This window comes from Saccharolobus shibatae B12 (assembly GCF_019175345.1).
GTDB classification, from domain to species: domain Archaea; phylum Thermoproteota; class Thermoprotei_A; order Sulfolobales; family Sulfolobaceae; genus Saccharolobus; species Saccharolobus shibatae.
Genome location: NZ_CP077717.1, coordinates 2,396,868 through 2,422,430, shown reverse-complemented (window position 1 = coordinate 2,422,430; position 25,563 = coordinate 2,396,868). Strand labels below are relative to the sequence as shown.

General features: G+C 35.6%; 27 protein-coding genes and 2 tRNA genes. 15 read left to right on the top strand and 14 right to left on the bottom strand.

Annotation, left to right across the window (positions count from 1 at the left end; genetic code table 11):
- Together J5U23_RS12705 and J5U23_RS12700 are read right to left on the bottom strand one after the other, a co-directional pair.
- Positions 1-1,242 carry an ORC1-type DNA replication protein gene (locus J5U23_RS12705; RefSeq protein ID WP_218266359.1) on the bottom strand — a complete coding sequence of 414 codons (1,242 nt, stop codon included), beginning with the start codon at positions 1,240-1,242 and terminating at the stop codon, positions 1-3.
- A gap of 35 nt (positions 1,243-1,277) precedes the next feature.
- Positions 1,278-1,793, bottom strand: a complete 516-nt coding sequence (locus tag J5U23_RS12700; RefSeq protein WP_218258528.1) for a THUMP domain-containing protein — start codon at positions 1,791-1,793, stop codon at positions 1,278-1,280.
- 35 nt (positions 1,794-1,828) lie between these two features.
- Here J5U23_RS12700 and J5U23_RS12695 point away from each other — a divergent pair, with 35 nt between their 5' ends.
- Both J5U23_RS12695 and mcm read left to right on the top strand, forming a co-directional pair.
- The gene (locus J5U23_RS12695) at positions 1,829-2,368 is read left to right on the top strand and encodes a DNA replication complex GINS family protein (protein ID WP_218258527.1); all 540 of its coding nucleotides are present in this window, start codon (positions 1,829-1,831) and stop codon (positions 2,366-2,368) included.
- Positions 2,355-4,415 (top strand): minichromosome maintenance protein MCM, encoded by a 2,061-nt coding sequence (gene mcm, locus J5U23_RS12690; protein ID WP_218258526.1) that lies wholly within the window; start codon positions 2,355-2,357, stop codon positions 4,413-4,415. The genes J5U23_RS12695 and mcm overlap by 14 nt, the downstream gene beginning before the upstream one ends.
- On the opposite strand, the gene J5U23_RS12685 is transcribed toward mcm, so the two are convergent.
- The 4 genes from J5U23_RS12685 to J5U23_RS12670 are packed head-to-tail and all read right to left on the bottom strand — an operon-like array spanning position 4,412 to position 5,999.
- Positions 4,412-4,630, bottom strand: coding sequence for a hypothetical protein (locus J5U23_RS12685; protein ID WP_012713702.1), 219 nt, complete (start codon positions 4,628-4,630; stop codon positions 4,412-4,414). The two genes, mcm and J5U23_RS12685, sit on opposite strands and share 4 nt — an antisense overlap.
- Before the next feature lie 11 nt (positions 4,631-4,641).
- A complete protein-coding gene (locus tag J5U23_RS12680) occupies positions 4,642-4,971 on the bottom strand; it encodes a hypothetical protein (protein WP_010923067.1) in 330 nt (109 codons plus the stop codon).
- 9 nt (positions 4,972-4,980) lie between these two features.
- Positions 4,981-5,481, bottom strand: a complete 501-nt coding sequence (locus J5U23_RS12675) for a CDP-2,3-bis-(O-geranylgeranyl)-sn-glycerol synthase (RefSeq protein WP_218258525.1) — start codon at positions 5,479-5,481, stop codon at positions 4,981-4,983.
- Positions 5,472-5,999 (bottom strand): AAA family ATPase, encoded by a 528-nt coding sequence (locus J5U23_RS12670; RefSeq protein ID WP_218266358.1) that lies wholly within the window; start codon positions 5,997-5,999, stop codon positions 5,472-5,474. The genes J5U23_RS12675 and J5U23_RS12670 overlap by 10 nt, the downstream gene beginning before the upstream one ends.
- 32 nt (positions 6,000-6,031) lie before the next feature.
- Here J5U23_RS12670 and J5U23_RS12665 point away from each other — a divergent pair, with 32 nt between their 5' ends.
- From J5U23_RS12665 to tmk, 3 genes are read left to right on the top strand one after another with little or no spacing between them, the layout of a single operon-like run.
- The gene (locus tag J5U23_RS12665; RefSeq protein WP_218258523.1) at positions 6,032-6,565 is read left to right on the top strand and encodes a hypothetical protein; all 534 of its coding nucleotides are present in this window, start codon (positions 6,032-6,034) and stop codon (positions 6,563-6,565) included.
- Positions 6,562-7,644 (top strand): Clp1/GlmU family protein, encoded by a 1,083-nt coding sequence (locus J5U23_RS12660; RefSeq protein ID WP_218266357.1) that lies wholly within the window; start codon positions 6,562-6,564, stop codon positions 7,642-7,644. The genes J5U23_RS12665 and J5U23_RS12660 overlap by 4 nt, the downstream gene beginning before the upstream one ends.
- Positions 7,632-8,201, top strand: a complete 570-nt coding sequence (tmk, locus tag J5U23_RS12655) for a dTMP kinase (protein WP_218258521.1) — start codon at positions 7,632-7,634, stop codon at positions 8,199-8,201. Before J5U23_RS12660 ends, tmk begins: the two co-directional genes overlap by 13 nt.
- On the opposite strand, the gene J5U23_RS12650 is transcribed toward tmk, so the two are convergent.
- Positions 8,179-8,535 carry an Sjogren's syndrome/scleroderma autoantigen 1 family protein gene (locus J5U23_RS12650; RefSeq protein ID WP_218258520.1) on the bottom strand — a complete coding sequence of 119 codons (357 nt, stop codon included), beginning with the start codon at positions 8,533-8,535 and terminating at the stop codon, positions 8,179-8,181. The two genes, tmk and J5U23_RS12650, sit on opposite strands and share 23 nt — an antisense overlap.
- Positions 8,536-8,585: 50 nt before the next feature.
- On the opposite strand from J5U23_RS12650, the gene J5U23_RS12645 reads away from it, so the two are divergent.
- Positions 8,586-8,855 carry a UPF0147 family protein gene (locus J5U23_RS12645; protein WP_010923074.1) on the top strand — a complete coding sequence of 90 codons (270 nt, stop codon included), beginning with the start codon at positions 8,586-8,588 and terminating at the stop codon, positions 8,853-8,855.
- A 33-nt stretch (positions 8,856-8,888) separates the two neighbouring features.
- Positions 8,889-8,973: transfer RNA gene (locus J5U23_RS12640), tRNA-Leu, on the top strand.
- A gap of 480 nt (positions 8,974-9,453) precedes the next feature.
- Here J5U23_RS12640 and J5U23_RS12635 read toward each other — a convergent pair.
- Positions 9,454-10,284: a hypothetical protein gene (locus J5U23_RS12635; protein ID WP_218266356.1), complete on the bottom strand. Its 831-nt coding sequence runs from the start codon at positions 10,282-10,284 to the stop codon at positions 9,454-9,456.
- 141 nt (positions 10,285-10,425) lie between these two features.
- On the opposite strand from J5U23_RS12635, the gene J5U23_RS12630 reads away from it, so the two are divergent.
- The 3 genes from J5U23_RS12630 to J5U23_RS12620 all read left to right on the top strand — a co-directional run bounded on the left by J5U23_RS12630 (position 10,426) and on the right by J5U23_RS12620 (position 14,452).
- Positions 10,426-10,701: a hypothetical protein gene (locus tag J5U23_RS12630; protein ID WP_218266355.1), complete on the top strand. Its 276-nt coding sequence runs from the start codon at positions 10,426-10,428 to the stop codon at positions 10,699-10,701.
- Between the two features lie 166 nt (positions 10,702-10,867).
- The gene (locus J5U23_RS12625) at positions 10,868-13,465 is read left to right on the top strand and encodes a phage/plasmid primase, P4 family (RefSeq protein ID WP_218266354.1); all 2,598 of its coding nucleotides are present in this window, start codon (positions 10,868-10,870) and stop codon (positions 13,463-13,465) included.
- Positions 13,466-14,176: 711 nt separating this feature from the next.
- A complete protein-coding gene (locus J5U23_RS12620; protein WP_218266353.1) occupies positions 14,177-14,452 on the top strand; it encodes a hypothetical protein in 276 nt (91 codons plus the stop codon).
- Positions 14,453-15,867: 1,415 nt separating this feature from the next.
- Here J5U23_RS12620 and J5U23_RS12615 read toward each other — a convergent pair.
- On the bottom strand, positions 15,868-17,166 hold the full coding sequence (locus J5U23_RS12615) for a tyrosine-type recombinase/integrase (RefSeq protein ID WP_218266352.1): 1,299 nt from the start codon (positions 17,164-17,166) through the stop codon (positions 15,868-15,870).
- Positions 17,167-17,278: 112 nt separating this feature from the next.
- Positions 17,279-17,353, bottom strand: a tRNA-Arg gene (locus J5U23_RS12610).
- A gap of 257 nt (positions 17,354-17,610) precedes the next feature.
- Here J5U23_RS12610 and J5U23_RS12605 point away from each other — a divergent pair.
- Complete coding sequence (locus J5U23_RS12605; RefSeq protein ID WP_218266351.1) at positions 17,611-18,696, top strand: transposase; 1,086 nt, start codon at positions 17,611-17,613, stop codon at positions 18,694-18,696.
- Between the two features lie 122 nt (positions 18,697-18,818).
- On the opposite strand, the gene J5U23_RS12600 is transcribed toward J5U23_RS12605, so the two are convergent.
- Entirely contained in the window at positions 18,819-20,696 is a 1,878-nt protein-coding gene (locus J5U23_RS12600; protein WP_218260862.1) for an arginine--tRNA ligase, read from the bottom strand.
- Between the two features lie 54 nt (positions 20,697-20,750).
- Between J5U23_RS12600 and J5U23_RS12595 the strand changes: the two genes are divergently transcribed.
- Complete coding sequence (locus tag J5U23_RS12595) at positions 20,751-20,954, top strand: hypothetical protein (protein ID WP_010923144.1); 204 nt, start codon at positions 20,751-20,753, stop codon at positions 20,952-20,954.
- Entirely contained in the window at positions 20,941-21,333 is a 393-nt protein-coding gene (locus tag J5U23_RS12590; protein WP_218258518.1) for a hypothetical protein, read from the top strand. Before J5U23_RS12595 ends, J5U23_RS12590 begins: the two co-directional genes overlap by 14 nt.
- Here J5U23_RS12590 and J5U23_RS12585 read toward each other — a convergent pair.
- Positions 21,319-21,624 (bottom strand): hypothetical protein, encoded by a 306-nt coding sequence (locus tag J5U23_RS12585; RefSeq protein WP_009992281.1) that lies wholly within the window; start codon positions 21,622-21,624, stop codon positions 21,319-21,321. The two genes, J5U23_RS12590 and J5U23_RS12585, sit on opposite strands and share 15 nt — an antisense overlap.
- A gap of 254 nt (positions 21,625-21,878) precedes the next feature.
- Here J5U23_RS12585 and J5U23_RS12580 point away from each other — a divergent pair, with 254 nt between their 5' ends.
- Entirely contained in the window at positions 21,879-22,250 is a 372-nt protein-coding gene (locus tag J5U23_RS12580) for a hypothetical protein (protein ID WP_153423246.1), read from the top strand.
- Here the strand turns inward: J5U23_RS12580 and thsA are convergent.
- A complete protein-coding gene (gene thsA, locus J5U23_RS12575; protein WP_012711357.1) occupies positions 22,239-23,921 on the bottom strand; it encodes a thermosome subunit alpha in 1,683 nt (560 codons plus the stop codon). The two genes, J5U23_RS12580 and thsA, sit on opposite strands and share 12 nt — an antisense overlap.
- A gap of 112 nt (positions 23,922-24,033) precedes the next feature.
- Here thsA and J5U23_RS12570 point away from each other — a divergent pair, with 112 nt between their 5' ends.
- Complete coding sequence (locus J5U23_RS12570; protein ID WP_218261597.1) at positions 24,034-24,771, top strand: hypothetical protein; 738 nt, start codon at positions 24,034-24,036, stop codon at positions 24,769-24,771.
- Here the strand turns inward: J5U23_RS12570 and J5U23_RS12565 are convergent.
- Positions 24,710-25,537: a hypothetical protein gene (locus J5U23_RS12565; RefSeq protein ID WP_218258517.1), complete on the bottom strand. Its 828-nt coding sequence runs from the start codon at positions 25,535-25,537 to the stop codon at positions 24,710-24,712. The two genes, J5U23_RS12570 and J5U23_RS12565, sit on opposite strands and share 62 nt — an antisense overlap.
- Positions 25,538-25,563 lie beyond the last annotated feature (26 nt).

Genomic DNA, 25,563 nt, shown 5'->3' with positions numbered 1-25,563 from the left:
TTAAGCCTTCGATTTTAACCTCACCACTATTTGTTGCATAATATAATCATCTAATCTTTTATCTAATGGTAGAGAAAGGGAAACTAGAGTCGTTCTTCCTCTCATTCCCTTCCCACTCTGCCTAGTATTAATTATCCCTATTACCTTAAGTTTCCTCAGATACTCATAAACTTGTGTATGTCTTCTAGGTTCCTCATTAAATTCTCTGGCTAATGATATATATTCCTCTTCTAAGGTTCCCATTGTAACCTCATCAGCTTTATTCTTATTTAAAACCCGTATCAGCGCTTTCAAGAGTATAAGTTGATGCAAATCGAGATACGATAAACTATCCACAATCTCTTGAATCTCTGGATTTATTGTAGAATTAGCCTTCTTAGCATGATCTAACAATACCACTGGTGATCCCTCCTTCTCTGCTATTTCTCCAGCTAAACTTAGAGTCTCTATTGCAATTCTGGCATTACCATTACCCCCTTTATCATAGCCATAAGTATTGGATATGAATTGTAATACCTCATCATCTACAGCATTATCATTAAAAGCTTCATCTACCCTATACTTCAAAATATCGTAAAGTTCCATAGATTTGTAAGGGGGAAATTCAATTAATCTTCTTGCTATATGATCCCTTATACTTCTATCTAATTTATAAATAGAATGGCTTTCATTAACTATAAATATATAACTAATTCTCTTTATTATTGCTGATATTTCATCATACAATCTTACTAAGAAGTATATTTCCTCAGTATTTGCAGTATTCAAGAAATGTCCAAACTCATCTAATGCAACTATTAGATGTATATTTCTCCTATCTAAATATTCATGGATCATCTTAAATACTTCTTGTGCTGATAATCCCCTCGAGGGTATGGGTAGTTTTAACGCATTAGCTATTTCTTGACTTATCAAATACAATGTTCTATGCCGATAACAATTTACATGAACATACTTTACTTTAACTCCGTACTCTCTCTCCGCAATATCTTCAAAATTTTTACCAAACAATCTAACAGTTGCTGTTTTCCCAGTACCTGTCCTACCTACTATTACAACTCTTTCTGAATCTTTAGCATCTCCAGCTAGTAAATCTCTAAATACGAAACCTAATTCCTTAATCTTTTCTTCTCTATGTGGTAAATTTTCCGGCACGTAATCTGGCGAAAGCTTATCCTTATGCTTGATTATTAACACTGATGATCTCAAGCTATCTGAAAGTATATCCTTAGCTGAAACCAAAACTTTTACCCCAATCTAAATTAAGCGGTATTACCTTATATTTTATCTAAGAGAGTAGTCCGAAACTTTTCTTGATTCTTTCTCAAAAGCGATATCCCAGCGAATTCCTTTAATACATTAACGTGGAGTATAACTTCCGGATCTTTAAAATCAACATTAATTAAACCCTTTAGCCCTATCCCTACTCCCATTTCAATTTCTCTACAATTTACACTAATTCCCCTACTATAACAACGAACATAAAAAGTTTTGATATCTTTTACTCTGTTTTTCATAAAATTCATTACATTAACAACAATCTCCCTTTCGTTAGTGGCATCTATAATTGATTGAAATGGATATACTTTTTCAGCACAAGATGGAGGAGAAGCGAAAAGTAGACCATAAATTACTAATGGGTCTAAATTTGAGTAAATGAGAATTACGTTTTGCACATACTCTATAACTCTCGCATCAATATCTTTTATAAGTATCCTATTCAAAATTTCATTTATACACTTCTGACCTTTACCAGGTTTTGTAGTTACAAGAGCCTTTGGGTTCTGCCACATTAGATATAAGGTTTTGTATTAAGAAAAAATAGATTGTGATTGAAGTAAAACTTAGAGCTATTAAAAGATTGTCCAATACTTACATTCGCCGAGTTATGATAGTAGAGGACTGGAATGGGAGCTCGATAACAGCGGGTAACGTTGAGTTAATAAAAGGAAGCGAAAATCAGTTACCACAATGGTTAGCTATTATCTTAGAAGAAAAAAACGTAGCAAAAATAGAAGATAGAATTTCGATTGAAGATCTGGGAAGAATTCTTTTCCAAGAAAGACAAAATGCGAATACACCTGCATCTTTAGTTCCCTTAGGTAAGGATTTCTCGAGCAGGGTACAACTTTATCTCGAAACCTTAAAGAGAGACAAGAACGTTGAGAGTTTAGAAAAACTTAGAAAATCAATAAGCATACTGAATGAAATCATTAAAATAAGACTAAGAAAACTGATTCAGCTCGCATTTCTCAACATCGATGATCAGAACTTGATTAACGGGATGACAGAAGAAGAGCTTTTAATCTATAAAACAATAAAACAACTTATTAAGGAATTGTATGGTGATATAATTGGAAATTCCTAGCAAACAGATTGACTATAGAGACCTCTTTATAGAATTTCTAACAACTTTCAAGAATAACAGCAATCAGAACAAATATATTGAGAGGATAAATGAACTAATAGCGTATAGGAAAAAAAGTCTTATAGTAGAATTTTCCGATGTACTCTCATTCAACGAAAATCTAGCTTATGAGATAATAAATAATACCAAAATCGTTCTACCGATTCTAGAAGGTGCGTTATATGATCATATCCTACAATTGGATCCTACATATCAGCGAGATATAGAAAAGGTTCACGTTAGAATTGTAGGAATACCTAGAGTTATAGAACTTAGAAAAATAAGAAGTACTGATATAGATAAACTAATAACCATTGATGGAATACTAGTTAAAGTTACTCCGGTAAAAGAAAGAATTTACAAGGCAACCTATAAGCACATTCACCCAGACTGCATGCAAGAGTTTGAGTGGCCAGAAGATGAAGAGATGCCAGAAATATTAGAGATGCCAACCATATGTCCAAAATGTGGTAAGCCGGGACAATTCAGGCTAATCCCAGAGAAAACAAAGTTAATTGATTGGCAAAAAGCGGTAATCCAAGAGAGACCAGAAGAAGTACCTTCCGGGCAGTTACCTAGGCAGTTAGAAATAATCCTTGAAGACGATTTAGTTGATTCTGCAAGGCCAGGGGATAGAGTAAAAGTAACTGGAATTTTAGAGATAAAACAAGACTCTCCAATTAAAAGAGGAAGTAGAGCGGTATTCGACATTTATATGAAAGTTAGTAGTATAGAAGTTTCACAAAAAGTACTAGATGAAGTAACAATCTCTGAAGAAGATGAGAAAAAGATCAAGGATTTAGCTAAGGATCCTTGGATACGTGATAGAATCATAGCATCGATAGCGCCATCTATTTATGGTCATTGGGAATTAAAGGAAGCTCTAGCATTAGCATTATTTGGAGGAGTTCCTAAGGTTCTAGAAGATACAAGAATAAGAGGAGATATTCACATTCTAATAATAGGTGATCCCGGTACCGCCAAATCACAAATGCTACAGTTTATCTCGAGAGTAGCTCCAAGGGCAGTTTACACAACTGGTAAAGGATCCACAGCTGCAGGCTTAACAGCTGCAGTAGTGAGAGAAAAGGGAACTGGAGAATATTACTTAGAAGCTGGCGCGTTAGTGTTAGCTGATGGTGGAATAGCTGTAATAGATGAAATAGATAAGATGAGAGACGAAGATAGAGTAGCCATTCATGAAGCAATGGAACAGCAGACAGTTTCCATAGCGAAAGCTGGAATAGTGGCTAAATTAAACGCTAGAGCTGCAGTTATTGCTGCGGGAAATCCAAAATTTGGTAGATATATAACCGAAAGGCCAGTATCTGATAATATTAACTTACCTCCCACAATCTTATCAAGATTTGACCTAATATTCATATTAAAGGATCAACCCGGTGAACAAGATAGAGAGCTTGCAAACTATATATTAGATGTACATTCAGGAAAATCTACAAAAAATATTATAGATATAGATACATTAAGAAAATATATAGCGTATGCAAGGAAATATATTATACCAAAAATTACGAGCGAAGCTAAGAATCTAATTACAGACTTCTTCGTGGAGATGAGGAAGAAAAGTTCGGAAACTCCCGATAGCCCAATATTGATAACTCCAAGACAATTAGAGGCTTTAATAAGAATTTCAGAAGCTTATGCTAAAATGGCTCTCAAAACAGAAGTCACTAGAGAGGATGCAGAAAGAGCCATAAATATAATGAGACTATTCCTAGAAAGCGTAGGAGTTGACATGGAAAGTGGAAAAATAGATATAGATACGATAATGACTGGTAAACCTAAAAGTGCTAGAGAGAAAATGATGAAAATACTAGAAATAATAGATAGTTTAGCAGTAAGTTCAGAGTGTGCAAAGGTTAAGGATATACTAAAAGAAGCACAACAAGTTGGTATCGAAAAAAGTAACATAGAAAAATTACTTACAGATATGAGAAAAAGTGGCATAATATACGAAGCAAAACCAGAATGTTACAAAAAAGTCTAAGCTAATTTCTTATATATTGGCAGAGGAGACCACATTACCCATGCTGGTACTTGCTTTATTAATTCGTAAGCTTCTTCCCAACCGGAGAGACCTAACCTTTTTGATAGCTCTTCCAGTGTCATCTGTGTTCTTACGTATTCGTTAAGAACCGCTATTACATCATCGTTTATCTCTACTTCTCTACCACTTGAAAGCTTTATCTTTAACATTTCCATGGGTTATCATCTCATATCCCAAATATAGATTTTACTGCATTAATTCCGTATATAGACCATATGGCTAAAACCAAAATTATAAGCGAAATTAGAATTGACATTGCACCTAAACTATGCTCATTTCTCTCCATGAAGTAAACTCCCAAGAGCAAAAATATTATTATAATAACTCCTAGCGCAAGGTAACCAGCGCTATTTAATGCTTGTCCGTTATTTAACGGTGAAATATAATAAGGAAAAGCAATAACTCCCAATATACCAATAATTAGAATAAATATTAGAATCAAAATTACATAGCTATTTATAACCTCGTTGTAAAGTCTGTTATACTTTTTTGGCATGATATTACTTCACCATGGGACATTTTTAATTTTTAGCAAATAAGCAACGTAGTTTGTCCCTTGATGCAAAAAGAAAGCTAACAGACATATGAACAAAAACTGATACCACGTAATATTTACACGAATCAACACAAGTATTAGAGAAGCCCCTAAGACAAAATCTAATTGATCTAACCCTAAAACCCTTCCACCCCTAGGTATACCAAGTCTCCTCTTTATAAAGGCACCAATCATATCCCCTATCATTGCGAATAAGGACTCTAAAAACGATATAAGAATCCACTCAGCTGTAAAAAATTTAGATATAATAACACCTACTGTAGTACCGAAAGTTAATGCAATAATTAGGCCCTCAAAGGTCTTCCCATCTCCAAATACTCTCCTCCCATCTACGAAGTTCTTACCAAAATCTATTGGAGTCCCCCTTTTAATGAATGGACCACTTCCATTAGCAACAAATGCAGGTAGATATATGAGAATTGATAATAGAAGATCGTATGCTATAGACAACCAATTACACCCCTTTCAGTTATCTTAAATTTACATCTCCTAAGGTTACCTATTATATAAGATTTAGTAATCCTCAAAACATCATCGGAGAACTTTCGCATAAATTTTTCCCCAGCCACCTTATTATTGGCTGATACTTCCCAAACTAATAGAATTTTTACGTTAGACTGGGCGATCGACCTCAAGATAATTAATAGTTTTAAGAAACTATGTACATTCCGTTCATATCTATAAAACGTATTAATTGCGTCAACTACTATAAGACTAGGCTTATATTCCAAAGAATTGATTATTCCATTAAATAGTTCAATATTGCTTTTGACAGAAGCGAAATAAACTCCTTGACCAACCTTAATCTTTTCTAACCTAGCCTCAAAAAGAGAACCTTCAGTCGAGATGAAAACGGAAGTCCTTATTTGCAAGGCCAATTCTAACGAAAGACTCGTCTTTCCTACCCCAGACTCGCCGTATATTGACACCAAATTTCCCCTTTCAAATACAAATGTTGACAAATTCAAAGCTTATAACTCACTAAATAAACATCTTACATGTGAAAATAAAAAATGTAGCAATTATCACTGATTCTCCTAAAGTATATAAGAACATATTAGATGAGTTAAAGAGAAGAAATATACAGATTTCTGAGAATGGAGAAGTGAAAATAGTAATAGATTCAGTAAATGAAAGAAGTGATATCCTTAGATATGTGGGTCGTATAATAGCTATCTCAAGGGGAAAACAGGAGTTCAACGAACTACTAATAGGCATAGATACCAATTCACCCTATTTAACTGTTGTTGCACTCATAGATGGAGAATTGATAGAATATAGAAGATCTTATGGACTTCAACCTTTAATTAACGCAATTAGTGAAATCCTAATTACATACCCAGCAAAAAGGAAAATAATAGGAGTAGGTATTGGAAATAAATATGGAAAAGAAATATATAGTGTTCTCTCAACTATCTACGAAAATGTAAAGAGTATAGACGAGAAGTATACAAATGCGAAATCACCCTTTAATCAGATAAAGGATAAAGACATAAGAGCAGCGTATAGTATAGCCTTAAGGGCATCTTCATGAAAAAAGAACAGATAATACAAGGGCCTTGTACAATAAAAGTTTTAGAGGGAGAGGCTAGAATACTTGGAATAGAGATACAGAAAAACGATTTATTAACAATACCATCAGATAAGACGTATACTCTTGTTTATGATGAAAATACAAGGTTAGAGATGGATTGTAAAAAGCTGTTAGGCAATTTAAATTTAAGATGGGATGAAATAGTTGAAGAGATTATAAACACAAGAGGAGTAGTATTGCTTCTAGGAAACATAGATTCCGGAAAAACCTACTTGACCAATCTATTCACCAACCTTGCCACTTCTTACTTGAAGATTATAGATGCAGATGTTGGGCAATCCACTTTATTTCTACCAACCTTCATAGCAGAATTAAAACCGATGAGAAAAACCCTTAATCTAGAGGAGCTTGGGTATGATACTCTAGAATTCTTTGGAGATATAACACCTTCAACGAATCCTAGACTACACGTTCAAAAAATATTGAGACTCTATGAAACAACACCAAAGGAAAAACTAACAGTAATAGACACTGATGGGTGGACTGTTGGACTAAATTCAATGTTACACAAATTCGAATTAATATACACAATTGATCCTGATTATATAATAGTATTTGATCGGAAAATAAAAGATTCATTACCTGAAAATTATAGAAACAAAGCAATTCTTTTAAAAAGCGTAAATCTGCATAAGTCTAGATCTGAAAGAAAAGTAAATAGAATAGCAAAATATGAGAGATATTTTAATGAAGCAAAGAACATAAAAACCCTATCTGAAAATTTATTAGGAAAACAAATATCAAACATTCTATATTGCGCATGGGGAGAGTATATACAACTATCTGACGAAGAACCATGTGTAGGTTATTATATACCACTTAATTTACTAAAAGGAGCACTACTAGGCATAATAGAAAATAAGAAAATCATAGGAGCCGCCCTATTAGTTGACCTAAAGGTAAACGAAATAACAATACTAAGTAGAGTAAACAAGTTTACAGGATTAGTTTTAGGGTATATTAGCTTAAATGATAAATTTGAGGAAAGAAGAATTAGATTTAGAAAATGCAAAAGCTAATTGCAATTGAAGGAATAGATGGGTCAGGCAAAACAACACTTGCGAATCTATTAAAGGAGCATCTAGAATCTAAAATGAAACTGGACGTGATTGTTACGAGAGAGCCATTTTCTGAAGATATAATAAAGTTAATAGAAAAAATTGGCTGGAATGATCCAATCCTATTAGTATTGCTCTTTGCAGCAGACCGAGAAATACACGTTAATTGGCTATCTAAAATAAAGGATGCTGATCTAATAATACTTGACAGATATTATTTCTCCAGCATAGCCTATCAAGGGGCTCTAGGAGTAGATGAGCAATGGATAAAAATGGTGAATTCCTATTTCCCTAAACCAGATATGGTAATATTATTAGACTTACCAATTGAAGTTGCTATCAGTAGAATAAAAAATGATAAATTCAACTTCGAAGAAAAGATTAAAAGCCTAGCAAAAGTTAGAGAAAAATACCTAAAACTCGCAAAAGAATATAATTTCTACATAGTAGATGCAAGCAAGGATAAGAATGAAGTATTAGAACAAGCAATAAAAATTATTCAGAAGAATTTATTTTAATCTTCCTTAATCGTTCCAATGCATCTAAATACCTTATAATCTGGATTATCCTGTCAGAATCTAATGGATCCTCCTTCATCTTTTTTGCGCTTAAATATAGACCATCGATTAATATACTTTCTATTTCATCTAACTGCAAATTTCTCTTTACGATCTTCTCCTCATCATCACTCTTCACTATATAAACTTTCCCGTGAACTGGACATACAACATCACCATTTTTCAATTTAAATAGCGGCATTTTGCATATAGGACAAGCCTCTTCTAACATTGTAGCGCCCTGACGTAAAAGTTCAGCAGCCTTCTTAACACCTACCTCACTTTCGTTAGTCATAAATAATTCTTAAACTCCCTAATATTAAAAAGTAATAGAGGTGTTTTGACATGTCAATGCCTTATGACAATGAAGCTAAGATAAAACAAGCAGTAATTTTATTACAGAAGATAGTTAATGATACGAGTGTCCCCAGAAACATTAGAAGAGCAGCAACTGATGCAATAAGAAACCTTCAAGATCTTGGTTTAAGCCCTGCGGTAAGAGCTGCGAATGCGATTGGAATTTTAGAAGATATAAGTCAAGATCCTAATATGCCCACACACGCCAGAATCTCTATCTGGAACGTTGTTTCCATTTTAGAGACAGTAAAGGACTAGCTTTTTTAAATCTCCAATTTTATTTTATAATGAGCGGGGGTGCCCGAGCTAGGTCAAAGGGGGCAGGCTTAGGCCCTGCTGGCGAAGGCCTCCACGGGTTCAAATCCCGTCCCCCGCACTGTTTTAAACTCTATTAGATTTCATCTATAAGATTAAATGTTTTATAATATATTGAATTGAATATTAATTCTCAGAAATAGTATCCAAATATCACTATATTTCAAGGCTTAATAAATAATTATCTCTAGTTGGTTAGTTGCTGAAATATTTTACTTTTTTAGACTATAGCTGGAGTGTGCAAAAACTTATAGCCCGTAATTAACTCCCCAGTTAAACCATATTTTACGTCTTATTACTATAAATAAAACTAACATTTTTCCATTAGCTTTGAAGTAACGAACATGAGTCATTGAACACTTTAAGTGTGCGGACCCGCCGGGATTTGAACCCGGGACCACCGGCTCCGAAGAACACATAACCTTGCATTTTAGGCTAACTTTTGCACGTGCTATTTTGCATCTAAAGCATTTCGAAAAATAATTATTCAACAAAAATGCCAAATATACATTTACTCTCGCGTGTTTTCTAAATCCTCTTGCTAAGATAACATACCTTTATCCGTTTGTATGGGGTCAAGAAGATCTTTAACTTTATTTCTCACTTTAAGGACTCTTTCCCTTACCTCATCTAACTTTGCCAACACTTCTACTTGCTTACTAGGCAAACACTCTGATAACAATTGTTCTTCCATTCCATACCCCCAAAACACGATGAATTCAGGACTAACACTGCATATAATTTCCCGATGAAAACCCTTATTTTGTACAAGCTTAACTATTGTTAAAAGCACTGGATTCTTTTCAATATCAGACCACTTTAACTTACTGAAAAACTTCTTTAATAACTCGTCGCTATTATAAAACACAAAGGTGATGAATAAGTTGTAATTTTCTCGTGAAATATGTTGCTTCAGAAATTCAACATCTTCGTCGTTTAGTTCAACCTTTCGGTTCTCTGGAATAATGGCTAATGAACCAGTCATAATCCTAGCCAAAGCCGTGTAATATAACAATCTCCATTTCGATTCCTTTAATAATTCTAAAGCACGCGGGAGTATTTTCCTGAACTTCTGCACGAGTCTGCATGAAGTATCTAAATTGGAAAATTCTAGCAACAGTGAAGCGATATCGGGAGTTAACGTGAATTCATCATACTCAATTCTCTCCAAAACATATTTCCTTGGACTTTTCCCTATTCCTTTTATTCTTAAACCCTTTTCTATTAACTTCTCGTTTAACTCCTTAATTAACTGCTCAACACGTCGTGGGCTAACATTAAGTAAGTTCACCAGCTCCTCCTTACTAACCTCCTTCCTCTCAATTAATAGTTTCCTTATTTTATCTCTCTTATCTCTCACTCTTTCACTCATAATTGCAGTTTAGCAAAAAGCAATATATTAATTTACAGTACTGCTTTCGATTTATCTCATTTCGCTTAGACTAACCTCCTTTCGCTTTGTTCACGAATTTTAATATATAGCGAAATTTCACAGATTTTATCGGTGAGTAAAGTGTTACTCGAAGTTAAGCAAATTGTTATTCCATCCGTGACTGTTGTAGTAGCTAAGGACCGCGTGTATGGGTTCGTGCCAAAAATTTTTTCAGAAGTTATAGAAAAAGGCAAAAAATATTATGTTTATGCTAAAATTAACGACGATGTTATTCCGATCGGCTTCAAGACCCTTTACACTGTTAACAAGAATGGAACTCTAGCAATAGGTCTTCCAAAAAATTTGCTAGACTGGACAAAAATTAAGAAAATCACGCTAATCGTGCAATTAAGTTAAAAAAATTAAGGAGGGTGGGCGTACGGCTAATCCTAGTCTAAACTCTCTCAAACAAAATAAAAAACCTTTATGCCCGTTTGGGAGGCACTGCTTTACAGACTCCTCAGTTTGCGGGTATATAGGGTATTATGCCGAGTGCCCCGCGAACCCAGAAGGGTGATGAAAGTTGAGTGAGAGACTGCAGTGGGCTAAGTGGTTCATCGACCACGGCTTTGCTATCTTCCCCATTGCCCCAGGGACCAAAATATCAGTGATCAAAGGTTGGGAAAAATATAGCACGACACCTCTGACTGATGAAGAGAAGAAACAATACCTGGAGATGATTGAGAAGGGTTACAACTATGCAGTACCGGGCGGTCAGAAGAACTTGGTAATCTTAGACTTTGAGAATAAGGAACTGCTGAAATCGTGGATTAGTGAAGATGAACTTAACAAACTGTGCAGTAAGACTCTCTGTGTCGATACACCTCACGGTGGACTTCATGTTTACGTCACTGCTGATGACATTCCAGAGCACAAGTTTAACCCCGTGTTTACTAAAGACGGCAAAGGGATAGCTGACCTACAGAGCTTTAGCAGTTATGTGTTAGGACCAGAGTCGTGCATTAACCATAAGCACTGCAATACTGACAAGTGTCCATGGAAAGGACAAGACTACACCACGTGCTATATCCCATTAAATAATAATGAAATAATGAAAGCTGACCTCAAAGGTTTGTTGAGGTTTTTGGCTGAAAAGGGTAAGAAGTTAGGGATTGAGTTAAGCAGTTCAGCACGGGGGTGGGTTGGTGGTAAGAAAAAAGATGGTCAAAAAAATACGGAAGATAAGGAATATGAGGAGTTAATTGCTGAACTTAAGAAGAAGAACAGATTCAAGAGTGTTGAAGAAGCTAAAAACGAGATTTGTGAAAAGCTTAAGCACGATAGTGTGGAGTACAAAGTTATTTGTGAAGGTAAAACTTATGCTGATGTAGGGATTGATAGGAGTCGTGGGGACTTCAGAGTAATTAAAACACTGTTATATCACGGGCTTAGGGACCCGGATCTAATACTCCAGGTTTTACCGGAAGACTCTAAGGCTAAGAATAACGAGAAGTGGGATTCACGTAAATACTTCTTGGTTACCCTCAAAAACGCGTGGAGTGTAGTATCAAAGTATCTTGAAGCTAAGAAGGTATCGGAAAAGGACAAGTCCAAGGCTAAACAGATAATGATTGAGGCTATTGCTGAAGAAATCACGCGTGAGCACAGACTTGTAACGTTTAAGGGAAGAGACCAGGTTAAGGAGTGGGTAATTGGTCTATTTAGGTTTAGTAAGAAAAAGGGGATTTATGAGCCCTTTGACGTGACTATAGAGGAAGTAATTAATAATAAATTAGAGGAGTATAAGGACTTCCCATTAGGTTCTGATAAGTCACGTGTCGTGAGGAATATTAAAGAGGAGATAATGAGGAGAACACTTATACCATTAGTAAAAGAGCCTATGAGGATAGCATTTAGGAATGGTACCCTGGAATGGAATGAGAAGGGCATAATATGGTATGATACAAAGGAGAGGACACCACGCGTGTATGCTTTCCATTACATACCATGGAATGTTAAGATTGATGAAATAATGAGGTTTGAGAGGAAGGAGATAACAGTACAAGATATTGAGGAGTTAGCATCACGGCTTTGCCCCAGGGCATTTGAGGTGTTTAAGCAGTGGGTTGACGATAAGTGGGTACTCCTATTTGAGATTATAGGATATACACTTTACCCACGGTATGACTTTAATAAGGCGATATTACTTGTGGGTAACGGTTCAGATGGAAAAACTACATTCCTAAACCTTCTACTAACGATTCTTGGTAAAGATAATGTTTCTGCAGTATCTTTAAAGAGGATTATGGAGGGGGACAAGTTTGCTTCCATTGAGCTATACCATAAACTTGCGAATATTAGTGCTGAACTCTTTGCATTCAGGGTAACTAATACTGATATATTTAAGAAACTCACGGGGGGCGACTATATTGAGGGACAAAAGAAGTTCAAAGACCCTATATATTTCATAAATTATGCTAAACTGATCAACTCAACGAATGAATTGCCGATAGTAAAAGACCAGACTTATGGTTTCTGGAGGAGATGGTTAGCAATAGAGTTCCCACACCAATTCAAGATCGAACCGTTCTTTAATAAGGTATTTACAAAAGACGAGATTGAGGGAATAATCACGGTGGCGATATTGGCTTTTGCACGCGTGATTCAGCAGAAGAAGTTTGATTTTGAGGATAGTAGTGCAGATATTAAAGAGAAGTGGGAAAGGGCTTCAGATTCTGTTTATGCGTTCATTAAAGACCTAATTGAGAGTGGGAAAGTAGAATATGACCCTAAGAACGGCGATTTGTTTGTGTCTGTGAAGAAGTTATATAGTATGTATACTGAGTGGTGTGATGAGAATGAGAAAACGCCTGAACCTCAAAGCACATTCACGAAAAGACTTGAGAGTAGATTCAGGATAGTAAAACAAAGGAAAAGGATAGGTGGTGAAAGGGATTGGTGTTATGTTGGAATTAAACTAAAGGAGGATAACACGGGGGGGAATGATAGTGTGGGTGTGTCTAATTCATTAATAGAGTTATATTCACAATATAAGGGCAAAGTTAGAAGTATGAAGGACTTACAAGATGAGTTAGGACTCAGGGCTTTTGAACTATTGGATTGGTGTGAAAAGAGGAATTTATGTAGATGGATAGATGAAGAACATATGGAATTCAGCTGAAATTTTGAATTTTTTAATTGAATTTTTAAACTGTCATGTACATTTTTGGTCACGATGTCCCAACTCAAATTGCTATTAAAATGTGAAAAAAGTTACCACGTGTTTTAAAAAATAATAGTATTTTTGGTTGGACCACCGTGACCTAAATAGTCAACCAAGTAATATTATTCCTATAAGAATAATAATTTTCAAATATTCTTACAAAGATTAATTGAATTTATCTAACGACTCTACATGAGACCATAAAACCCCGTGATTTATTCAATTTTTATAAATTTGATGTTCTCTCTCACCGAAAAGTTTAAACAATTAAGGCTTTACGCCCTCAATACGCGGAGGCAAAGGCATATAAAGATAAAAGAACCCACGTGGAGTTTATCTAAACCTAGTCAGCATCTTCATAATAGCTATTTTGATTAGTTAACTTTAGCATATTATAAGCATGCTTAAGCAGAAATAAGGCGTGCTTAAGCAAACTTGGAGCAGACCCAAGCAGCTTTTAAGCTGTCGTAAGTACCATACCCCCCTCCCCCCTTCCTCTGCTTTTTAGCATGATGAACTGGGGAGGGCGTCGGTGAAAGCAAAATGACGTCGTTAAAACGCTGTTTGCTTATATTATAATAATGTAAAATTTGGTAATTATAAAATTCGGCGTGAAGATCTTATACACCCCAGTATAAGCTTATATACCCCGGTAGACTATTTTGAATTATGGTTTCAAAGGAGGATTTACAATTCATTATATCAATTCTTGATAGTAATGACAAGAAGGAGTTGGTTAAGCAATTCAGTTATGTGTTTAGGGAAATGATGGAGGAAAAGATAATTTCGAAACCGTGGTATTATAAGATGATGAAGGGATATGCGCCAAGTGATGATTTACTAATGAGAGCGTGTGAAATTAACGATAAGTTAAGAGAATTCATTATCAAGAAAGCTGTTGAGAAAGCAAACCGTGTTTTAGAGACCGTGAGAAACACGGGTTAGTTGTGTTTTTTGCGCATTGCAGAAATATTTACAAAACTACTCTGCTTTATTTGAGTTTGCAAAAAGTGGTGCTGAAAAGCTCAAATAAACTACGGTTTTTCTTTAACTTTCTTTATATAGCCCATGGATGGGCTAAACAGAGTTCATTAACGCAATATCATTTTCATCAATTCTCTCTATGCTTATCTTTTTTAAACTACCTTAATAGCATTCTCTTTTTAGAGATTGTTAAGTAAACGAGTATTTCGTGTTGAGATTATTATATCATAGTATTTATTTATTGTTATCAATAAAAATTGTTCTTCAAGCGGTAACGCAAAAATTTACATATAGAGGTAGAAAAGAGGATGCAAGACAGAAAAACAAAAAGAATAATTACTCTTCTTTCTAAGAAGATGAGTCTCTTCGTGGAGAATCTGAAACGGTGTGTTTATTCTTTCCATGACTCATTAAATCATGGTCAAAGGGGCCTCTTCTTTTTCTTTTTTTATATGTATCTTTCCCATTTCTCACACAAGAAGGAACAAATGTTTTGTAAATATCTCTTCTAAATAATATTATTCCTGACCAGAACGTGAGAAATAGAAAAGAATAGTAAAAATAAAGCAAAGGGAAGCAAAAGTGAGTCGCATGCGACTCACTTTTTATCAAACGTATGTTAAATTTTGGAACATCACATTCTCTCCCGCAATTCCATATATTCTTGCGTGAGAGGAAAGGCCATGAAGATTTTTTGATTACTTGCTGAGTTTTTAATAACCCTACACCACCTTTAACGCTTCTGAACAGTGATGACAAACATAAAACGGGTAGTTCTGAGGAAGTTAATCTTAATTAAGTCTAAAGTTGCAACACTGATAATCATTTATCGTGCTTATACACCCCAGTATACCGGAAAAACTAATCTATGTGCTTATTAGAGCAAAATCAGTTTGTTTTAAAATTTTGCTATCTAGCCACCTAAAAGTGGCTAGGTGCTAAATTTTGTAACCCCCTCCCCCACCCCTCAAACCCAACTGGTTGCATTTCAAAAACCAATGCTTTTGCAATTTTTTGCAATTAATATTCCAATACAGCACGTGAAGGATTCAGTAGTGCCAACTTTTTAGTGGCTAATAAGAGAAGTTAGTTAAAAAATTGGAAACTTTCAGCGGAGAGATGATCACAAAACTAAAAAGTTCAGCAGTTAAGTAGAAAGATTCCGCAGAATTTCGCTGAATTCGCAATGCGAATATATATGCGGGTGCGAATTTGAAATTTGTAAGTTAGGTGAGGGGGGTGGGGGGTATATACACCCGTGTCCACTTTTTAGTAGACTGCAGAAAAACACAATACTCTGCAAATCTACAAATGATTCTACTAAAAAGTGGACTGTAAACAGTACACGTGCTTACATCAATTTCATATTTCGATATCTAAGAATATGTTGGAACAGTCTCTAAGAGGCGTGGAGCATATTTATCATAGTACTGCTGTAGTTCAATATCCGAGATTGCTAAATAATGGTTTTGTAGTATCTGAAATTGCTGTGGTGGTGCTCTACCCTGCAATAAATTAACTATCATTGGGGAAACTCCTTGCTTAATCATGTAAGATGCGAAGAATGATCTTAAATCATAGAGCCTGAACTCTTTGCCCACTTTCCTCATTGCAATTTTAATCTCAGCTCTAAGCATATCCTCTCTGATTGGGAATAGTTTTGTCTTCCACGCCTCAATATCTATATTTTGGTCAGGGTTAGCCTCGGCTAATTTTCTAACGTTGAGCTCATAACGTTTAACGAAATCTTCGCGGTAAGGTAAATAAACTTCTTTTAACCATTTAGCAGTACCCTCATGAAGAAATGATATGTAAGCTCTTTTAGTCTCACTCTCCTTCATAATCCTAATAACTCTATGCTCTAAGTCAATTTGGTCTACTCTCAAGTTTAATACTTCCCCTACTCTCAGCCCAGTTTCAGTCAAAATCAGGAAGAATGCTTTAGCACCCAAATCCTCTATATTATTAAATATTTGTTTTAATGTATCTAAGCTCAGGCTGACGGGCCTATAATTAGTCTTAGCTTTAGATATCTTAAAGGATTCGTATAACTCTCGTGCTAAGTGGCTATCCCTTGTCTTTACTACTTCTTTAATGAAGAGTTTCAAAGCCTTTGCAGTGTGTCTAGCTCTACCCCTATTTTCTTCCGTTAATTCAAATATATACTCCTTTAACCTATCAGGGGTCAGTTCATTATTTAATTCTGCTAAAGCACGTGTTAAATACCTGATTAGATCATCTGCTGTCTTCTTAGTTCTGGTTTCTCTAACAATCTTCTCAAACAGTTCAACATCTTCTTCTGTAACGACATAGGAGTGAGATGTTTGCTTTAAATAATCTCCTAAGTATTTATAAAGTAAGGATAGGAAGAAGTTTCGGAAGCCCTCATCCTTCATTGCCTTAACTACTACACTTAAAGCAGTCGTTGGATCAACTTCTACAATCCTTAGACCATAGATCGCATCACTAATCTCTTCAACTGTTAATGTTTGAAGTGCCTTCTCAACTACCTCATCTGGTATTGTTGAAATCTGACCATTTAAATAACGATAAATAGTAGCTAAGTTAACATTGCATACTCTCGCAATATATGCCTTACCATGCTTTTCTACTGCCTTCTTAAGCACGCGGAGTCTTTGATCATAGTTTAACTTTGAAATATCGAAACTGACCATCAATATATGTTTGGCATTCAGCCTAATAAGGATTTTGCATTTTTGCCGAGATACCTTGCATTAATGTACTGATATAGAGAATTAAAATATCTTTCAATTTAATGGGAAATAGCGGACCCGCCGGGATTTGAACCCGGGACCACCGGCTCCGAAGGCCGGCGCTCCGTCCTGGCTGAGCTACGGGTCCCCTGTTATGATATTCTCTATCATTTTAAATTATTAAGATTTTAGAGCTAAATACCAGCCTTCATTGTATAACGTATATACTCCATTTTAACTAGACTTCAAAATATTATCAATAACAAAACTCTAGTGATCTCCATATTAATGATTGGGCGATTCACGGCTCCATTGCGATTTCAATTTATTTCTATAAAAACAGATAAGAATAATTGATTCTACATTTTGAGTAACACTAATAGGGGACGAGTATGAGGTAATATCGTGGACCTCTTAGCTACGAATGAGGTAACCCTCTACGACATTCAGCTAAAGGAACTCGTAGAGGGATCTGGACAGAGCTTAACCCTCACACTCGCCCCCAAGATATTATCCGATGACGCCTTATTAAACAAATCGGTCAAGGAGATCGAGAAGATGGCCTTGGAGGAGGCTGAGAAGAAGAGTCCTAACTACCAGAGAGGTAAGGAGGTGAAAAGGAAGGGTTACGCGAGGTACAGGTTCTTCAAGGGGTTTAAGATCATGTTAGAAGGGAGAGAAGTCATTTACAAGTTAGAGTGGATCTCGGTGAAATTGCCCGTACTTTACGGAATTAAGGGGAGGGTGAAGACTCAGGTGGAGGAGACTTTGCTGAGGGAGGAGAGGAAGATCTTCACGGCCTTGATGTTGGTCTATTCTGTGCTGGGAGGTAAGTTGAACGCCAAGCTCTGGATGCCTCAGATCGAAGCGAGTGGCAATTTCAAGTATGTAATAGTTGATGGGAAGTGCGTGAAGCTCAAGGGAGGAAAGGGAGTCCTCCTCTCGGCGATTGGTATGACAAAGGAAGGCAAGAGGGCCGTTCTGGATATAATCTTAAGCGTAGAAGAGGACGCCATGGGTTACTGGAGGCTCTTGGTTGAGGTCTGGAAGAAGTCGAGCTTCATTCTTATAGTGGCTGATGGGATCAAGGCCTTGGATAGGGCGATCTCCCTTGCTGAGCTTCATGTGGCGAGGCAGGGCTGCTTGGTCCACCTCAAACGACGCAAGACCAAGGAGGAAAGGGAGGCCTTGAACGCGATCATCTCCTCAGCTGAAAACGGAGAGATCAAACCCGAGTCCTGCCCAAGGCTCTTGAGTTACCTCAAAGCCAGCAAGAAGCTCTGGAAGTGGCTCAAATCCAACGACTTGATCGAGTTTTTCAACTCTCTCTTGGAGAGGAGGAGATTTGGTGCATTTCACTCTCCCTGGAGGATACTCCAGATCGCGCGTGTCATAGCCCTCTACTACAACCTATTGACCTATTTTCTCATCACTGTAATAATATTACAGTGTACCTTATTCTTCTCATTTTATCAGAAATTTATACAATAATTTCTCTATAGAATTATCCTAATTCATACCAGGATATTTCAATTCGCAATGGAAACCTGAATCGCCCTAATGATTAATATCTACCAGTTAGAAAAATATCCTCTGTATTTCATTTTAATTAATTACATCCTTTCTAAGCTCCTTATACCTAAGACGCTCAACCCATTCTTTAATACAACTGACACTCCTTTTACTATATATAATCTTAACATTCTCCTTCCAAGATCTTGTTCTTGTAGTACTCTCTCTTTATCATACCAACTATTGAATACGTCAGATAATTCTCTCAGAAACGCTACTAAATCTTCTAACCTTAAGTTATCTATAGCATTCTTGAATACCTCAGGGAATTTAGCTATCAAGATTAATATTTTCCTCTTATCTCCAACTAAATCGTTAAAGTCTACCTTATCCATAGATAAACTTTCAGTAGATTTAGCTAATATGTTAACGGCCCTAGCATAAGTGTATTGTAAATAAGGCCCACTATTCTGCTCAAAGCTAGTTATCCGGTTTAAATCAAATGATAAAGGCTTATTTGCAGAAACTGACAGAATTGCATATCTAAGCGCTGCATTTGCTATATCATCAATATTTTCCATATCACCGCCCTTCTCTTTCAACTTATTTCTAACGATACTATCTAGTTTTTCATATATCTCGTCAATAGTTATTATCTTTCCTAATCTTCCGCTCATTCTTAACCCTTGGATGTTAACCATTCCATATGAATAATGCAATAAATTTTCTGCAAATCTCGAATATCCTAGTAACTCTAGAGCACCTCTTAACTGTATTTGTGGAATGTATTGCTCTTCTGCGATCACATTTATAACTAAATCTGCGTTAAATTGATTAAATTTGAAAATTGTATACGCAATATCCCTCACTGTATACAATGTAGTTCCATCTGATCTCATCAAAACTAAAGGAGGTATTTTGAGCCCTTTTGGAATTCTCAACTTAGATCTAGCTTCATCACCTAAAAAACTATCTAAATCCAATGCTGCTACTCCCTTATATGGTATTTTAGCTGGGGAAGAAAGTAAGGCCTTTAATACTTCATCAACCATATTCCCCCATAATAAGTCACTCTCATAGTCGAAATTGTCAAATCTTATATTAAGTTTGGATAACGTTTCACTAAAACCTTCTAGCGCATAACTAATGTACTTTCTAATAATCTCCTTTAGTTCATCATTACCCTCTTCGTATTTCTTTATGATTTCTCCTATCTCCTTCTCCGGCTCCTCCCTAGCATTTATAGCGTCTGCTAACTTATCGAAAAGTACCTCATTCCTATTCCTTAGATCGTTCGCTATTACTATTAGCTCATCTAGTTCTCTCACTTTCTCCCTATACTCTGACTCTGAAAGTTTCTTTAACTCCTCTCTCAACTTCCTAATTTCTAAAATTACATTAGTCATGGCATATATTATACCTAACCATAGATCCTTCTTTACATTTGGCTCTGGATCAGGAAAACCTAAAAGTTTTAGACCGTAAATTAGAACTGCAACTTGCCTCCCAGTATCATTAACGTAAAACCTAACATTAACTGAGTGGCCTCTAGCTTTTAACGCTCTAGCAAGCGCATCTCCAAGTATCGTATTTCTCAAATGGCCTATATGTAACGGATGTATAGGATTAGCGCTCGTATGTTCAACTACTATTCTTTTTGGCTTTTCGATTTTTTCCAGTCCATAACTATCGTCTAGTTTGCTAAAGATACTCACGAAAAGATTTCTTAGATTAAGCCTCGCATTAAGATATATTCCCGCTACTTCTATCCTCTCTATTAACTCACCTTTATATTCTTGTAATAATTTCGCTTTCTCATTTATATTTCCCTTTATTAATGATGGTAACGCTAATGATAAGTCACCGAGTTCTTCCCTAGGAGGATATGTAATATTTTTAAAGACTTCCTCCTCGCTTATGCCTAATTGTGCAGCGACATATTCCGCCAATTCTTTCTTAGCTCTTCCTATTATATCCACATCACGTTTTATGCCTTATAACTTTTAATATTTACTCACTAGAATCATATAACCATGAAGAAAAGGGTGGAAATCCTAATAGTAGAGGATTATAGTGGAAATCCTAAAATTAATGAGCAAGAAATTAAAAAATCATTAAGTCATATAGGGGATGACATTGTAATAACTAGGTTACATTTGCCACAGTGGACTGAAAATAAAGACGAAAGTGATCTAGTTGGAGTACATGTAATTGTGAGAGAAGTTGCAGAAACATAACATATGTCCCTATTACAAGAATGGCTACTGCACATCACCTGCATTAGATAAGCCTTCTGATATAGTAACTTCTAACAATAGATGCTTTGGTCAATTTAAAACTTGTAGATATTTCTTAGACGACGGGAGCGATAGCAAAACGGGGTTAGAGAAATTTAATGAAGATAAAACCATAGAGCAAGAGATTAGATTTTACCCAAAAATAAACGCATTAGAAAATATTATAGACAGTGGTTGTGAACATTACCAGCTCATAAAGAGTGAAAAAGGATTCATTGCGTATTGTAATGCAATTAAAAGAGTTTTAGTAACAAGACAAGCTATATTATGTAACAAAGAATTCCAAAGATGTCCATATAGAACCTTACTCGGTACCTAACTTAACATACCTACCGTCTTCTGATAAGTTAATTTTACCTTTTTCAACTAGATCCGCTAGTGCTCTTCTTATCTTATCCTCACTTGCAATTCCAGATAACATACTGTGTAATTCCTTTAGGTTCATTGGCTTTTCATTTAATAAGTCAAGTAGTATTTGTTTTAATTCATCCTCATTTGGCGCAGTCATTACTATAACGTCTTTATCGGAATAGACTACCTTTAGTTTGTTTTCCACGTTACCAGAATTGGAAGCCGACTTCTTACCCCTCTTCTTAGTCTCATTACTCATACTAATACACACTCACGTTCATTTCTCATTTCTTACTTTTAAACATTATGCGAATTTTTAAAATCAATTTCATTCCTCATTATACCAACGCGTTATAGCATAGAGCAGTAAATATTTCTAATATTAAATAATTAATATCTCTTCATAACCAAGTCTTATAAAGAATGAGGCCGAAAGCTTTTAAGGCGGGAAGGAAGTTAGATCATGAATGTATACTTATATTACTGTGTTTAGATTAACATTATTAGGCGACAATGTTGAATCAACCGGACTTCCTTAGACATGTAGCCAGTAAGATCCTATCGCCACTATCAATAGATTCGAAAAGGTTAGACGAAGCAAGAAGAATTTTAGGAGAGGCAGAAGTTAAATACAACTTCTCCTCCTACGGAGGAAATCCAAAAAAACTAATAGATTTCCTATTAAGTCCAGACTTCACAGAACTTAGCTTAATTTTAGGCCCAGATGTTACAAAGAAACTATTAGAAGCTATAAAAGATAATTATACAGATGAGGACATAAAAAAAGTAGCAGACAAAATATTGGAAGAAATAAACGGATATACAGAAAACACTGAAGAGTCTAACGTTAAAGTTTCAGTTAATAAAAAATATTTAGTCTCCTAAAGATGGAGTACCAGCTCCTCCTTCTCCACCACTTTCTTCTTTACTTCCTTCTCCACCTTTCTTCTCGCTCTTTAATGGAGCTGCAGCTATTAGGTCATCAATCTTTAATATTGCTGTAGCCGCCTCTGTTGCGCTCTTTAACACTTGAGCCTTTACTCTTATAGGCTCAATGATGTTTAAGGCATATACATCGTCTACGATCTTCCCACCTATTACATCTACACCAGTATTGGTTAATCCCTTAGCGTGTCTAGCTCTTAAGTCCATTAGTGCAGATATAGCCTCCAGCCCTGCAGTTTCAGCTAAAATCATAGGTATCTCCTCTAATGCATCTGCAAATGCTTCTATAGCTAATTGCTCCTTACCTCCTACACTTCTAGCATACTCTCTTAATTTCATCGCTAATTCTAACTCGATAGCGCCACCACCTGGCAATATTACTGGCTCTAATAATATGTTCCTCAGAGCATGCAATGCATCATTTATACTCCTCTCAGCCTCATCTAATGCCATATCATTTGAACCTCTTAACAAGATATTCACGGCCTTCAGATTCTTAGCACCTTCTATAAATACCATTTTGTCATTTCCAACTCTCCTTTCCTCAACTAATTCGGCGTATCCTAAATCATCGGGAGTAGCGTCTTTAATACTGCTTATTATTCTCGCGCCTAATGCCTTCTCTAATTTCTCTATATCGCTCCTCTTAACCCTTCTTACAGCCAATATACCTTTCTTAGCTAAGAAGTGCTGTGCGATATCATCAATACCTTTCTGGCATATTACAACGTTAGCGCCTATTGACGCTAGTTTATCAACCATGTCCTTAAGATATTTGGATTCCTCATCTAAGAAAGCCTTGATTTGCTCTGGTGATGTTATACTTATCTTAGCTGAGATTTCAGGCTTTTCTACCTCTAATGCTGCATCCAAAACAGCTATCTTGGCTTTAGTGACTCTTCTAGGCATTCCAGGGTGCACAACCTCCTTATCTAATACTAGTCCTTTAACTAAGACGCTATCCTCTATACTTCCACCTTTCTTCTTATCTATCTTTATTAAGTCTAAACTCACATTGTACCCACCATTAGGTAGAGGTTCTGCAACATTAACTATTGCGTCTATTACCATGTCAATTATTTTATTTAATTCAGCACCTTCTGCAATAAACTTACTTGCTAGTGTAGTAAATGCTATTTTTCTTAGAGTATCCCTAGCAACTGAAGAATTCAAATCCCTTATATCGATCCTAGTTCCTAACTGTGGAAGTAACTCCAAGGCCTTGGTATATGCCTTCTTATACCCCTCAATAATTATTGTTGGATGTATATTTTGATCCAATAAACTTTCAGCTTTCTCCAATAGAGCACCAGCTAATACTACAGCGCTTGTAGTACCATCACCTACTTCAGCATCTTGTGCTTTAGCTGCTTCTACTAATAGCTTTGCTGCTGGATGCTGTATCTCCATATCCTTTACTATTGTAGCACCATCATTAGTTATGGTTACGTCACCGAAACTATCAATTAACATTTTATCAAGACCTTTAGGACCTAAACTACTCCTTAACATTTCGGCTAGTGTCTTTGCAGCAAGTATATTATTCCTTAACGCATCTCTACCAGTAGTTCTACTCGTTCCCTCTTTAAGCAATAAGACTGGAGATGCCATACCTCACAACACCGTTCCGTGAGAACATTAGTATCGCTTATATAAAAATTTTTCTCTCAAGCAAACCGTAAAGCAATTTTTTAAATTAATAGAAAATCCATTCTTCTCTAATATGATGTGCGAAAGATGTAACAAAAGAGATGCTATAAACGTAGTAGGAGGAAGAAGATTATGTAGCATATGCAGCAAAGACGAGATAACTAAGAGAATTAAGAGGGAACTTTACCCAAGAAAGATAATAGTACATGATGACAAAATCTTATTTGCTTATCCCTCTTATCTAAGCTTTATTCAAGAAATTCTAAGAAATATAATAAACAAAATTTACACTAGATTTAATTTACAGTATTACGAAATTAATTTAGAACCACAAAACTCTATCCTAGATGATATATGGAACTTAATCATAAAAAGTAAACAGTTTTCGGAAAAAAACGGAATAAATAAAATCTTCTTACCTTTTACAGCTGACTTCTTGATGGCCTACTTAATATACTCAATAACAAATCAAGATTATACTTATATTCAAATGATAGGATTGGAATACAAAGTCAATAATATTTCATTTCTAATTCCATTTTATAACACCTCCTTATATGAATTACAAGGTTTCATAAATAACGAATCTAATGCAATATTGACAAAGGATGAAATTTTTAATGAAATTCTAACATGGGAAAGGGATATGTTAAAAGAAAATTACGAACTATTCCATGCTTTCCATAATTCCAAAAAATTACTTGAAACAGGGAGAAAAGATTACAGATGCGAGGGTTGCGGAGGAGTGATTAACTCCCCGGTAAAATACTGCGCGAGATGCTCTCTAATTTACTCTTCTCCTCCTTATTGAGAATGACTTCAAAATATATTTGCCCTTGACTAGGTCTAAATCTAGATGGTGGAATAGGTCCCTCTGAAGTATAGTAGAAGAAACCCGATTTTAAGATCTCGTTAAATCCATCCTTATCCATTCTTAAAAAATCTTGTAATATATCAATTACATGTATGATATTTTTTAGTTCCTTCATGCTTAACGTATAGCCACAAATCCTACAAGTCAAATCTGGCATTACCGAATCAAATTCACATCTAGGACATTTAATAGGAGATCTTAAGACGTTTGCTAACATCGACCAGGTAACTCGTAACAAATCTATTAAATCCTTTTTATTTCTCTTCAAGCATTCTTTATACAGCTTATCCATTATTGGAATTAAACCACCTTTACCATAAGTTACTATAAACTCTAATTGATCTTCACTAAGTTTCTCTATATCATACAAACGCAAAAGTTTATACGATATGATTTCCATTAATCTGTCTCCCATAGCTCTAAGCCTATTAATTATCGTAGATACTTTAGGCTTCGTTTTCACTTCTCCTACCGCCATGGCAAAGGGCTCTCTTAACACCTCCTTCAGATCCTCTCTTGAAAGGTTTAAATAGGAAATTCCTAACGCGTTAACTACCTCATCTAAATATTCATCTAAAACCTTATCCGGATCTACGTACTTCTCAGATTTTTTGCTACTGGAAGATCTTTTCTTCTTCATGTCCTCTTTACTATTCTTCTCACTAGCAACTTTTTCTTCCTCATTTTTCTTACGTCTAGGCACTCTACTTATAATTTAGAAAGCCATTT

Coding starts and splice junctions, on each gene's coding strand:
- J5U23_RS12570 (WP_218261597.1), top strand. CDS start 24,034: ATGATGTGCGAAAGATGTAACAAAAGAGATGCTATAAACGTAGTAGGA.
- J5U23_RS12620 (WP_218266353.1), top strand. CDS start 14,177: ATGGTTTCAAAGGAGGATTTACAATTCATTATATCAATTCTTGATAGT.
- thsA (WP_012711357.1), bottom strand. CDS start 23,921: ATGGCATCTCCAGTCTTATTGCTTAAAGAGGGAACGAGTAGAACTACT.
- J5U23_RS12685 (WP_012713702.1), bottom strand. CDS start 4,630: ATGGAAATGTTAAAGATAAAGCTTTCAAGTGGTAGAGAAGTAGAGATA.
- J5U23_RS12645 (WP_010923074.1), top strand. CDS start 8,586: ATGTCAATGCCTTATGACAATGAAGCTAAGATAAAACAAGCAGTAATT.
- J5U23_RS12700 (WP_218258528.1), bottom strand. CDS start 1,793: ATGTGGCAGAACCCAAAGGCTCTTGTAACTACAAAACCTGGTAAAGGT.
- J5U23_RS12660 (WP_218266357.1), top strand. CDS start 6,562: ATGAAAAAAGAACAGATAATACAAGGGCCTTGTACAATAAAAGTTTTA.
- J5U23_RS12650 (WP_218258520.1), bottom strand. CDS start 8,535: ATGACTAACGAAAGTGAGGTAGGTGTTAAGAAGGCTGCTGAACTTTTA.
- tmk (WP_218258521.1), top strand. CDS start 7,632: ATGCAAAAGCTAATTGCAATTGAAGGAATAGATGGGTCAGGCAAAACA.
- J5U23_RS12615 (WP_218266352.1), bottom strand. CDS start 17,166: ATGGTCAGTTTCGATATTTCAAAGTTAAACTATGATCAAAGACTCCGC.
- J5U23_RS12585 (WP_009992281.1), bottom strand. CDS start 21,624: ATGAGTAATGAGACTAAGAAGAGGGGTAAGAAGTCGGCTTCCAATTCT.
- J5U23_RS12580 (WP_153423246.1), top strand. CDS start 21,879: ATGTTGAATCAACCGGACTTCCTTAGACATGTAGCCAGTAAGATCCTA.
- J5U23_RS12680 (WP_010923067.1), bottom strand. CDS start 4,971: ATGCCAAAAAAGTATAACAGACTTTACAACGAGGTTATAAATAGCTAT.
- J5U23_RS12595 (WP_010923144.1), top strand. CDS start 20,751: ATGAAGAAAAGGGTGGAAATCCTAATAGTAGAGGATTATAGTGGAAAT.
- J5U23_RS12635 (WP_218266356.1), bottom strand. CDS start 10,284: ATGAGTGAAAGAGTGAGAGATAAGAGAGATAAAATAAGGAAACTATTA.